The sequence below is a fragment of the Balneola sp. genome, assembly GCA_003712055.1.
GTDB lineage: Bacteria > Bacteroidota > Rhodothermia > Balneolales > Balneolaceae > RHLJ01.
Genome location: RHLJ01000004.1, coordinates 422,223 through 434,188, shown reverse-complemented (window position 1 = coordinate 434,188; position 11,966 = coordinate 422,223). Strand labels below are relative to the sequence as shown.

The 11,966-nt window shown below is 40.5% G+C and carries 8 protein-coding genes; 2 read left to right on the top strand and 6 right to left on the bottom strand.

Annotation, left to right across the window (positions count from 1 at the left end; translation table 11 throughout):
- The first annotated feature begins 171 nt into the window (after nucleotides 1-171).
- On the top strand, nucleotides 172-2,616 hold the full coding sequence (locus tag ED557_11680) for a TonB-dependent receptor (GenBank protein ID RNC83352.1): 2,445 nt from the start codon (nucleotides 172-174) through the stop codon (nucleotides 2,614-2,616).
- On the opposite strand, the gene ED557_11675 is transcribed toward ED557_11680, so the two are convergent.
- The 6 genes from ED557_11675 to ED557_11650 all read right to left on the bottom strand — a co-directional run bounded on the left by ED557_11675 (nucleotide 2,604) and on the right by ED557_11650 (nucleotide 10,903).
- Nucleotides 2,604-3,518: a DMT family transporter gene (locus ED557_11675; protein ID RNC83351.1), complete on the bottom strand. Its 915-nt coding sequence runs from the start codon at nucleotides 3,516-3,518 to the stop codon at nucleotides 2,604-2,606. The genes ED557_11680 and ED557_11675 overlap by 13 nt on opposite strands.
- Nucleotides 3,518-3,925, bottom strand: coding sequence for a DUF4293 family protein (locus tag ED557_11670; protein ID RNC83350.1), 408 nt, complete (start codon nucleotides 3,923-3,925; stop codon nucleotides 3,518-3,520). Before ED557_11670 ends, ED557_11675 begins: the two co-directional genes overlap by 1 nt.
- Before the next feature lie 128 nt (nucleotides 3,926-4,053).
- The gene (locus ED557_11665; GenBank protein ID RNC83349.1) at nucleotides 4,054-7,548 is read right to left on the bottom strand and encodes an efflux RND transporter permease subunit; all 3,495 of its coding nucleotides are present in this window, start codon (nucleotides 7,546-7,548) and stop codon (nucleotides 4,054-4,056) included.
- A gap of 18 nt (nucleotides 7,549-7,566) precedes the next feature.
- Nucleotides 7,567-8,706: an efflux RND transporter periplasmic adaptor subunit gene (locus ED557_11660; protein RNC83348.1), complete on the bottom strand. Its 1,140-nt coding sequence runs from the start codon at nucleotides 8,704-8,706 to the stop codon at nucleotides 7,567-7,569.
- Nucleotides 8,687-10,147 carry a TolC family protein gene (locus ED557_11655; GenBank protein RNC83347.1) on the bottom strand — a complete coding sequence of 487 codons (1,461 nt, stop codon included), beginning with the start codon at nucleotides 10,145-10,147 and terminating at the stop codon, nucleotides 8,687-8,689. The genes ED557_11660 and ED557_11655 overlap by 20 nt, the downstream gene beginning before the upstream one ends.
- Nucleotides 10,148-10,195: 48 nt before the next feature.
- The gene (locus ED557_11650; protein RNC83346.1) at nucleotides 10,196-10,903 is read right to left on the bottom strand and encodes a TetR/AcrR family transcriptional regulator; all 708 of its coding nucleotides are present in this window, start codon (nucleotides 10,901-10,903) and stop codon (nucleotides 10,196-10,198) included.
- A 150-nt stretch (nucleotides 10,904-11,053) separates the two neighbouring features.
- Between ED557_11650 and ED557_11645 the strand changes: the two genes are divergently transcribed.
- Nucleotides 11,054-11,929 (top strand): DMT family transporter, encoded by an 876-nt coding sequence (locus tag ED557_11645; protein ID RNC83345.1) that lies wholly within the window; start codon nucleotides 11,054-11,056, stop codon nucleotides 11,927-11,929.
- The last annotated feature ends 37 nt before the right edge of the window (nucleotides 11,930-11,966 follow it).

Here is an 11,966-nt window from a genome sequence, read left to right as displayed (position 1 = left end):
ATCAAGAACCTCTAGAACAACAAAATTATGTTCCTAGAATTCCGTTAAAGCATCTCAATTTACGTGTATTTGATCATACTTCAGGTATTCGTTAAAAACAATTAATTTTTCCAGCTTAATACTACTCTCCCATAAACGAATAAAAACCAATTTGATATACATCTACGATTCATGATGAAAACAGCGCACTATTATGTTTTTGTGTGTTTGTTTTCTTTGCTTTTTTATTCCCTTTCAAATGCGCAAATAGGCGGTATTGTAAAAGATTCTAAGAATTTTTCTCCTATCTCTGATGTACACATTTCGATAGTAGGGACAGACCTTGGTACAAATACCGATCAGGATGGTAGATTTTCCCTCCCATATTCTACATTTCCGGTTACGCTTGAACTAAGTGTGCTCGGATATGAAAGCCGCTCCCTACAGGTTTACAGATCCGATTCCACATTGGCCTTCTTTATGAAGCCCACCGTACTTTCTCTCGATGAGATAGTAATCGCGCCTGACAGAACAATAAACCCTATTACCAATACATCTCCTATTGCACGTAGTTCCGTTACTATAGAACAGCTTTCTGATAAATCTACTGTGACTGCTGTGGAGCTTTTGCGTGCCGAGAGTGGGGTTTTCGTACAGCAAACAAGTGTTGGACAGGGAAGTATCTATATTAGGGGTAGAGCGGGAAGGGACGTACTATATCTTTTTAATGGTATGAGGATGAACCCTTCGTTTGTACGATCAGGTCAGAACCAATATTTCGGAGCTATTGATCCTCTTCTAATTAATAAACTCGATGTTTATCGAGGACCAATTTCTGTTTATTACGGAAGTGATGCATTATCTGGTGGAGTTAATATCTCCCCTATTATTTATGATTTCTCCGAAGATTCAAAACTATCCGGAGATTTAGTAAGCACCTTTAATTTTGAAGGTAATGGCGAAAAAACTGTACATGGAAAGTTTGCTTACCAAACCCCAAAAGCATCTTTTTTTCTTGGAGGAAGCCTTAGAGATTTCGACTATTATAAGATGAGTTCACGTACCGAAGAAGCTCTTTGGTTCCCTTACGATGCTACGCTTTCCAATGCTGATTATTCTTTTAAGTCAATGCAGTTTTCATCTAAAATCAAGACCTCCACTGAATCTGATTTGACCGTTGTGAGTTATTATGGAGAAATTCCGGATGCAGCGCGGCTAGATCGAATCACTTTGGGTTTTAGCATCGAAGCACAAGAATCTGAACTCACTCCACAATTTGGATACTACTCCAATACCTCGCCGCTCCTTTTCTGGGGAAATACGGTTGAATTTAGAACCTCCAAGGTTAGTAAAGCCTTCGAATCAATCGGAATTAAAGGAGGCTATTTCAGACTTAAAGATTTCAGAAAAGAACAGGATTTCGCGTTTAATAATGCCCCTGAATATTCAGTAAATATCGCTGAACGAGATTATCTCTTTGAGATTAGTGATACAACCAATTTCGATCAAAATACGAGTAATCAGTACCACTTCTCTGTTGATATTCGTTCTGCCTTATCGAAAAATATGTATCTGAAATGGGGGGGCGACGTATCTTTTGATCGGGTACAAAGTAGCAGGCATTCTAATACGGGTCAGGTCCAGCTTCCCCGCTACCCTGATGGCTCTGTGTATATACTATCCGGCTTATTTGCTCAAATTGATCAATTAGTTTCGGAAAAGTTGAGTATGGAATATGGTGTTCGTTACTCACAGACTTATGCAAGCATCCCTTTTGAAGGAATTTTGACTGATCGAAGATATGACCCCTATTCAGCCAGTTATAGCCAATTAACCGGTTCTGTTGGCCTAACCTACAAACTAAGTAAGGATATTATTTTCTTAAGTAATCTTTCTTCAGGTTTCAGAGCTCCGAATATCTCAGATTTATCTGAAGTTGGTATCCGACGTAGCGATCAGTTTCAAACCCCTAATACGGAGTTAAGACCTGAAAAAACAGGGAATTTTGATATTGGAATTCAATACCAGAGTGATCGTTTCTTTACAGAGATGTATGCGTTCTGGCTGCACTATTTTGACAAGATTACACGCATTGAAACCGGTAATATTGTAGATGAATATGGAAACCTGGTAGACCCAGCGACAAGCCCGGATCCCTTTGCGGTATATAATGAGGTAACTAATGAGAATGCCAATTCAATGGACTTGTTAGGAATTGAATTCCGTGGGAGTTATCAGGTGAACCCGACATTAAAAAGTGGTCTTACTTTTACCTATACATGGGGTAATCTAACAAACGAAAATGGCACTTCTGAACCAGCAGACCGGGTACCTCCTGCTAATGGAATTTTCTACCTTGATTACTCTCCGGTAAAAAAACTGTCTATTCGGCCACAAGCACGTTATGCTTTTGCTCATCGGAGAATTTCTCCCGATGAGATTGGTGATATCCGCATCTCGCAAAACGGAACGGACGGCTTTGTGAACCTACAGCTCTTTATCAACTATAAAGCTCTTGATCATTTTTCAATAAAGTTGATTGCGGATAATTTGACCGATGCTGCTTACCGTGAACATGCGAGTAGTCTGGACGGAATGGGAAGAAACTATACTGCTACAGTCAGCTATTCTTTCTGATCGGACTTTTTTGCCCAGGTTAAAGAAATCCCTACCAGGATAATACCCATTCCTACGAAAGAAAGAGGCAGGGGAATTTCTCCGAAAAAAATAAATGCCATTACGGAAGATGCTACTGGCTCGAATAAAATAAGTGTAGCTATTAGTGTAGGCGAAACATACTTGACCGCATAATTTAGCGACCCGTGCCCAGCTATTTGTGGCCCAACAGCGAGTGCAAAACCCAATAGAACTACTAAACCACTCACATGAGTTGGGACACCATCAATAATAAATAAAGCGACCGCACAGGTTAATGCTGCCCAGCCATACACTGGGAAAACATATTCCAACCAGTTTCGGTGTTGTCGAACTTTATTTCCGATGAGGAAATAGCCAGCAAAAATAAATGCCGCTAATGCAGCAAGGCTATTCCCCAGCAGAGGGTTTTGGTGAATAGAATCAGACTCAAAATCTGAATACCCTAATACCACAGAGCCGGCAAAAGCAGTGATAACGCCAACCCAAACCGTTATTGGAAAACGGAATTTGTAGACATACCGCTCAAAAACGATCAAAGCAATTGGGTGAATGGTAACAAGAACTGAAGCAGAAGCTACCGAGGTATAATAGATCGAAGCGATCCAACAGATAAGGTGGACTCCAAGTAAAATCCCTGATGCAGCCACCATTATTTTCTCTTTTCTAGGGACTTCTCTTTTATCTAGCTCAGGTCTCTTTGCTAGATAAAGAGGTAACAAAAGCAAAAAGGCAAAACCAGTTCGAATGGCTGCTACCATAAACGCTGACTCTCCGGTAGCAAATTTTACCAAAATCGGCGAAAAACCAATTGCAGTAATTCCAAAAATAAGTAAAGAATAGACTTTAGTTTTGGAGTAAGCTCCCGAAGTTGGAGTACTCATCAACGAATCCTATCCATAGATTTTACCAATTTTTCATCTTTACTGATGGAGCGCAAAGCTAGTAATAGAAAAATGATACCTAAAACAATCAATCCTGTGCCAATGGCCTCATCCCACAAGTAGGTTCCTATACCTCCTAATGAAAAGAATACACCAACCGCTAAACCCACTGCTATCACCTGAACAAATGCCGTTCGTTTAGTCCAGGCAATTTGATTTCTCCTATTCTTAAATAAGAAAATTGTGTACACAGCAAGTAGGGAAGAAATAAGTAATGAAATAGCTAACCCAAAACCGATCCACTGCTGGGGGTCGTTCATAGCATGGGTATAAATTGGAGTGAAATATACTCCCAGATTAGAAAACACTACCAGGGACAAAAAAACAGTTTGAATACGCTGAATCAATCTTTTTCAATTAGGTTCAAGTTGAGTGCAAAGATAAAGCTTTTGGCTTTATTTCTAGACACTTTGATTTTTGGAAATAAAAAAGCCCCGATATGATCGGGGCTTTTTTATTTGATCCTGGTTTCGAATCACTGAGCTAGCTCGGGTTGTAACTCAGGCTCTTCTGAGTTAAGTGAACTTTGGTCTTTAATAAGACCCGGCTCTTCTTTACCGAACATTACTCTATTAATACTTCTTCGGGTACGCTCAATAATACTGTATAGTACCGGCACCAGAATAAGAGTCAAAGCAGTCGCAAATAATAAGCCTACAATTACAGCAATTGCCATTGGACCCCACCAGGCTGCCTGTTCTCCACCCATGTAGATATATGAACTCAGGTTAGAAAAGAATTCAAGAGGGTTTGCTACAAGCACGATGAAGTCAAAGTTGAATCCAACCGCTAGTGGCACTAACCCTAAAGCCGTTGTAGTTGCCGTTAAAATTACAGGACGGAAACGTACCTTACCTCCTTGAATGAGGGCATCTCGAAGACTAAGACCATCTCGTTCTCTTAGGATATCCACGTAGTCAATCAATACGATTGCGTTATTCACTACAATTCCGGCCAAGGAAATGATACCAAGGAAAGCCATGAGTCCAAATGCCATTTGGAAACTTACCAATCCATAGAAAACCCCGGCCATTGACATAATTACCGAGCTTAGGATAATCAATGGTTTTGCAACTGAATTGAATTGAGATACAAGAATGAATGAGATTAAGAAAAGAGCGATCAAGAATGCTATTCCAAGAAACTCAAATGATTCATCTTGTTCCTGCTGTTGGCCAGTCCAGCCGTGAGTATAACCAGGAGGCAAATTATCAAGATAGGTTGCCAGTACTCCCTGTACCTCAGCTAATACGGCATTTGCCTGGTATCCTGAACGTACATCCGCACTAATGGTAATAACACGCTCGGCTTCTTTATGTTTAATCCCTCCGAGACCATCTTTTACTTCCCACGTGGCCACTTCTGAAAGCGGAATCTGATTCCCTTCATGGAAAATGGTCAAATCACCAAGGGTACTCATATCATCACGATACTCGTCATTCAATCTTACAATGATGTCATACTCCTCTTTTCCATCACGGAACTTAGATGCTTCTACACCATTAATGGCCTGCCTGATCGTCATCCCAATAGTATTGGTGTTAAGCTCGTAAAGAGCCGCTTTTTCGCGATCCACTTCCACTCTTACCTCTGGTCGGGGCTCAGGTAAATCAGATTCAAGTCCATCCATTTTTGCGAAAACAGAATCGGCCTCAAGAATTTTAAGAACATCGTCTGAGATCAAAGCAAGTTGCTCCATATCATTTCCAGAAATCTCAAGATTTACTGGCTTTCCTGTTGGAGGTCCATTAGGCGGCATTTCAACGGTAATGTTAGCTCCAACAATATTTTCACTCATATGATCACGAAGGAATTCCATGGCATCAAATACATCACCTTCTCGCTCCTGAAAGTCAACAAAGTTTAACGCAACAGTTCCCCTATTTGGAGTATTTCCTCCCCCACTGGAAGCAGGATCAGCTGTAATTAATGCGCCGGATGTGGCTAAAACACTGTTCACATCCACAATATTTGGGAGGTTTTGAACCCGGTCTCTTACCTCATCAATGATCTCTTTTGTATAGGTAACATCAGATCCGATTGGAGTTTCAATTTGAACATATACATCACGAGGAGGAATATCTTCCGGGAAGAATTCTGTACCAGGGTTGAATGCATCAAGTAGGATAAAACTGGATACAAGAATGATAACCGCTATTCCAATAGTAGTTATGCGATGGTTTAATGCCCAAGTAAGCGTTCTCTCATATCTGGCAATTAGCTTGTTTAATCCATCCCTTTGCCACCAACGTCCAACTGGTTCAAGCGCGTATTTATTAATCGACCATAATATTGCACCAAGCGCGATTAACATTACCCAGGTAATAAAACTTGAGGCCAACAACAGTAATGCAATTATTGAGAACCCAATAATCAGTATCCTTTTACCCCCTTTTGTTAGCTGCGCTTTCTTTTCCTGTCCATCTACTCTCATGAACAACGCACAAATCACAGGGTTGATGACCAAACCTACTACCAGAGAGCTCGCCAGTGTAATGATTAGAGTTTTTGGCAAATAGCTCATGAACTGACCTACAATACCCGGCCAGAATACCATCGGTGCAAAAGCTGCAATGGTGGTCATGGTTCCGGCAATAATCGGTATGGCTACCTCTCCGGTTCCTTTCTTGGCTGCTTCAAAATTATCATATCCTTCTTCCAGATAACGATAAATATTCTCCACCACCACGATGGCATTATCTACCAACATCCCAAGTGAAAGAATTAGTGAGAACAATACTACCATGTTCATGGTAATACCAACCGCTCCCAGAATTATGAATGAAAGAAACATGGAGAGTGGAATAGAAATACCCACAAACGATGAGTTTCTTACCCCTAGAAAAAATAACAGAACACCGACAACAAGGGTTAACCCTGAAATAATATTGTTCTCCAGATTACTCACCATACTTACTACATCAATACTTTGATCATTGGTAATGTTATAAGTAGTGGTAGGTGGTAAAACAGCTAGTTCTTCATCCAGAATTGCTTTGGTTCGCTGAGCCGTTTCGAGAATGTTTTCTCCTGTTCGCTTTTTAACACCAAGTGTAATTACCGGGGCCCCTTCTAATTCCGAATAGGTTTCCCTGTCTTTGAATCCGAATGTTACACTGGCAACGTCACGAATATAAATCGGGCTTTGGGATTCTCCTTTTACTACGATGTCTTCCAGTTGCTGAGTATCATCATATTGCCCGGGAACACGAAGCAGGAATTTTTTGGTACCAACAGAAATATCACCACCGGGAATAGTCACATTTTCCTGAGCAATAGCCCCAATGATGTCCCCGAAAGTGATTCCGTAGTATTTCATCTTGGCAAGATCCACATCAACCTGAACTTCTCGTTCCAATCCACCAGTAAGATCTACACCTAATACAGAAGGAATTGCTTCTATTTTATCCTGTAAATCTTCCGCAATTTCTTTAAGGATTACCTCATCATATTCACCTGAAAGGTTCACATTCATGATGGGGAATTCCGAGAAGTTGATCTCCTGAACAACAGGTTCTTCTGCATCTTCAGGTAGTTCTGGTTTAGCCAGATCAACCTTTTCTCTCACCTTTTGAAGAGCGTCTTCGATATCAACATTTGGGTCGAATTCCAGGTTGATATTTGAATAGCCTTCCGAAGAGGTAGAGGTCATCGTTTTTACTTCCGAGATATTCCCTAATTCATCTTCAAGCTTCCGTGTTACCAGACTTTCCATATCCTCGGGAGATACACCTGGATAAACTGTTACCACAAAAATGTTAGGAACATTGATACTCGGAAAACTTTCCTTTGGGATAGTCAGATACGAAACGATACCCATCACTGCCACCAATGCAACCAGTACTAATACACTTATCCGGTTGTTGATAGAAAAGGATGAAATCTTGAACTCTTTTCGAATCCCGGTTCCCTTTTTTGAAGCCTCAGCTCCGTTTGTATGATTTCCGTTTTGTTGAATTTCGGTACTCATAATGATTTCCGAATTAAATTAGTTTGAAGCTAATGATGAGAAGGGCTCGTCTTTGAGTGTCACCCTCATTCCATCATCCAAAAAGGCAGACCCCAGAGTAATCAATCGGTCACCTTCTCTTAGTCCGTTTTCTACAATTACATCTGTTTTGTAGGAAAGGCCTAATGTAACTCTTCGCTCTTCAGCTACTGTATTTCCACTTTCATCCTGCGCAAGTACATATACTACATAGTTGTTATCTTTTGAGTAGACAAACTCCTCACTTATTACCAGTACCTCTTCTTGCTGATTTGTTTTCAGACGAACATTTGCAATCATATCCACTTTGTATTGATCAGCACTTCCCGGAAGTTCAACTTCAATTCGGAATGTTCGGTTCTGAGGATTTATACTACTTGCGGTAAAGCCAATGGTACCAGACAATGTATCTCCGCTTTGAGTATCAAACCAGATGTCAACATCATCACCAGTTGAAATAGCATCTGCATATCTTGCGGGTACACCAGCCGTAACTTTAAAATCATTTGATCCGATTAAACGCACTACAGGCATTCCCAGGCTAACCATTTCTCCAACTTCTACTGACCTTGTTTCTACAACACCAGTGAAAGGCGCCTTTATTTCTGTATTTGCCAAATCTACGTTTATGGATTCCAATGCAGAATTACTTTGCTCATAAGCATACTTCGCATTCAGGTAATCAAGCTCTGAACCGATCCCATCTTCTTCATAGACTTTCTTAAGTCGATCATAGCTTTCTTTTGCCTGGGCAGTCATAGCTTCAAGACGTGCCTGTTCCTGCTTTAGCTTAGAATCATCAATCCGAAGGATATTTTGACCTTTTCGGACTGTTTCTCCCTCTTTAACACTATATGAAACTACACGACCGCTTACTTCTGCAGCTATCATGATATCATTCGAAGTCTCAACGGTACCTACTACTCGCACATAGCTCGCAAAAGTTGAAGGTTGAATCGTACGTGTCGTCACGTTCACTGATTTTACCAGTTCTTCTTCAGTTGTGGTTTGTGTTTCTTCACTTCCGGAACAAGCTGCAAATGCAATAAGGATAAGCAGTGAAGCAAACAGGTTTATCTTTTTCATGTTTATGGATGGTGTTTTCATTAATAATTTCATTCTAAAATTCGATATCAACATAGGGTACTCTACCAGTTGCTAAATCGTAGGTCGCTTTTGCGCTGAGATATTCAAAAACCATGAGGGCATAATTCAGTTCTGCCTGCCTGACCTGAACTTCAGCATCAGTAACCTCAAGCTGAGAACCCAGCCCGTTTTCTAATCTTTTTTGAGCGCGGTCATAACCTTCTGTAGCTTGCTCAAGTGCAATCTTACGGCCTTCGGCAGTTTCGAATGCCCGATTTAAATCTTCACTTGCTGAAATTATTTCGTTCTGAGCATTTAATATGGCTGCTCTTCTTTGTTCCTGTAGATCTTTTTGCTGAATCTTTACTCGTTGAACATCTGCTACTCTTTCGAAGCCCTGAAACAAAGGGAGACTTAGATTGAACCCCAAAGTTTGAAACCGCTCTGAATTTTCAAAAAAATTTGGGGCGTCAGGTTCAGCAGAACTCCACTGAAGATTATAGGTTGCAGATAGGGTAGGAAGGAACCTGCTCTTTACCGCTGTTAATTCCTTAGCTCTTAAATCCAGAGTTGCATCTAAAACCCTTAAGTCTCCCCTATTATAATCCAACCCCGCAGTATCTACTTGTTGATTTTCATAGGTGTAAGCATTCATTTGGTCTATTCTGAATATATGATCATTATCAGAACCCGCCGCTGATGTTGAAAGGATATCATATTCATTTAAATCCCCTTTCACTTCAAAATCAAGTTGAAGAGGTACGCCAAGAGTAATTTTTAAAACACGGTATGCTTCATTAACAGCATAGGCCGCCTCAATTTGTTGAGGGCGTTGATTACTTAGCTGAACACGTAAACTTAGGGTAGCATAAGAGTCTACCAGCCCTGCTTCTTCCCTTGCTTCATTCTCCCTAAGGTTTTGCTCCAAACGCTCAATTTGAATTTCCTGAAGTCGGAGTTGCTCCAATGCTGCCAATACCTGGTAATAAGCTACTCGGGTTTGAGTAACAACCTGTTGAGTTGTAGCACGAAGGTTTTCATCCTGAACGGTTTTAAAAACGGTAGCCGAACTTAAACCAACAATAGTTTCTCCTCGAAATAGTGTTTGGTTAACTGTAAAACCTCCCTGCCAGTTGTTATCCGTACCAAATTCTACTGGGATAAGTGTTCCTGGATCTCCGCCAAAAAATTCTCCTGGCACAAAAGTAACGGGAATTTCCATGTTTCGGGTATAGCTTATGCTTGAGGTTATTTCAGGAAAAATCTCACTATATGCGATTTTCACTAACTCATCCGCATCATCTACCGAGAGCAATGCCCGATTAACTTGTGGATTATTAGCTACCGCTATTTCAATAGCTTCGTCCAGAGTAAGCTCAAAATCCTGAACAAACTCTGTCTTTGCAGTTTGGGCATGAGAAAGTGATGCTTGCAAAGCAAATAATCCCACTAATAATATCACCCAACTTCGTTTCATTTTTCTTGTTTGGTTCATGTTTATGTTTATTGTTTCATACTCTAAAAAAATCGCCGCCGCCGTACGCTAACCTACCTCTTGGGTTTCAAAAAATGACTCGGAGTCATAGTCTTTTTTCCTCTCTTCGGTTGCGATGCCGCATCCGATCATTTTCATATATCCGTCAAACATCATCTTCAAAGTGATTCCCAGTTCTTCTATTAGGTTAAAGTGCTGTGTATTTTGATGTTGATAAGCCAGGCTAACCATTCCATGAGAAGTTCCCCAAAGTAAAATAGCCAGCTCCTTTGGGTCGTACATTGGATTTATGCTCCCATCCTGAATACCAATTTGGATAGCCCTTACCATATAGGTAAAGGAACTCTGCATATTATGCTGGCATGCACCCAGAAATGCACTTTCCTCTAAAGCATTTGTCTCCTTCAAGTTATCATGAAATCTCATCGCTCTAAAAAACTCGGGGTGATCGTTCACAAAACTCATAAAAGTAGCACCAATTTGATGTACCAAGTCTAGGCCAGGTAAATCTTTGGTGAGGACTTTCGCAATCTCCTGATTCAGCATGGTAGTAGCCTTATCGCATATACCCAATACCAAGTCATTTTTGTTGTTAAAATATTGGTAGAGAGAACCTTTGCTTACCTCAGCACGATCAGCTACTTCATCCATATTAAGCTGTTCAAGTCCTTTTTCAAGGATTAAGGCTTCAGCCGCCTGTAGCATCAATGCGCGTTTCTGCTCTTTTTCTCTTTCTTTCCGTTCTGAAATTCCCATTTTTGACTGTCAGTCATTTTTTGAATTAGGGTCAAAAAGGTACTGTTGCTTTTCTTTAATTCCTAATACTTCTTTGTAAACAATCGGTAAACAAATCCACTTTTATGAGGCTGGAATTCCTACCTTCAACCCGCTTACGGATTCAAACCTTTGAAAAAATTTTCCCTCACCGATATTAGCCTGATTGGAGTTGCCATAGTTTGGGCGCTTAATTTCAGCGTTATTAAAACTGCGCTTCAGGAAATTGATCCATACAGCTTCAATGCTCTTCGATACCTTTTAGCCGGGATCTTACTTGTTAGTACTGCCAAGTTGAGGGGCTTTACTATAATGGTCAAAAGGGAACACTTCTGGAAGTTACTGGGCATAGGTATTATCGGTAACCTCGTTTATCAGATGCTTTTCATTATTGGTCTCAACCTTACTTTTTCAGCAAATGCAGCAGTAATGTTAGGTACAATACCTATCTGGGTGGCCTTGCTATCCCAACTATTTACTGACGAAAAGCTAAATCGGAATCAGGTCATTGGAATAACCCTTGCCTTTGTTGGTGTAACAAAGATAATTACAGGGGGAAGCAACAATCTTTCTTTTGCTTCAGAAACATTTATAGGAGATTTAATCGCACTGATGGCGGCCATTTCATGGGCCATATATACTATTCTTTCTAAAAAATACCTTAAGTACTACAACTCCACTCAGTATTCAGCATTTATGTCGGTTATAGGCATTATTACACTTGGAGCCGTTGGTTTACCTTTTTTGGTTAAGGTTGATTTCACCCAGGTTTCAGCTATTGGATATGGAGGTTTATTATATAGCGGCCTCCTCTCTGTAGGCATTGCTTACTTGATTTGGAATCATGGAATTATCAAGATCGGGGCGGTTCGTACTGCCATGTATCAAAACCTGGTTCCAGTACTCGGAGTAATTTTCGGGGTGTTTATTTTGGATGAAGCATTAACAATATTGCAGTATATTGGCTCCGGTTTTGTTATACTTGGTCTTGTATTAACCAGAAAATAGACTTATTCGAGACACCGCTACCATTTATTTAATTAGT